This is a genomic window from Vibrio sp. OPT46 (assembly GCF_015163535.1).
GTDB classification, from domain to species: domain Bacteria; phylum Pseudomonadota; class Gammaproteobacteria; order Enterobacterales; family Vibrionaceae; genus Vibrio; species Vibrio alginolyticus.
Genome location: NZ_JADDYG010000782.1, coordinates 1 through 291, shown reverse-complemented (window position 1 = coordinate 291; position 291 = coordinate 1). Strand labels below are relative to the sequence as shown.

Here is a 291-nt window from a genome sequence, read left to right as displayed (position 1 = left end):
CGCTTCCAGCTATCCGCATGAAGATGCGCAATGCGCTCGTAGTCCTTATATTCCGCTAATCGTAAATCCATTACGTATTCCTATTTTCTTACATTTTTGCTTCTTTATAGAGTCTCGGTATATTCCACCTTTATAACACTTGTTTCTTGGCAGATTTTATACACCTTAAGCCAGAGCTCATTTTTTAATACTACTCATTATTCAATTAAAAGCAAAATATCCCATCAAGTTCCTTAATCTACACCCAAAGGAATAGTCACATTTGTCTAACTTTAATTTGACTTACATGTG

At 35.1% G+C, this 291-nt stretch carries 1 pseudogene; it reads right to left on the bottom strand.

From position 1 onward, the window contains the following. Positions 1-71, bottom strand: a pseudogene (locus tag IQR33_RS27715) (N-acetyltransferase); the annotation flags it as partial. Between the last annotated feature and the right edge of the window lie 220 nt (positions 72-291).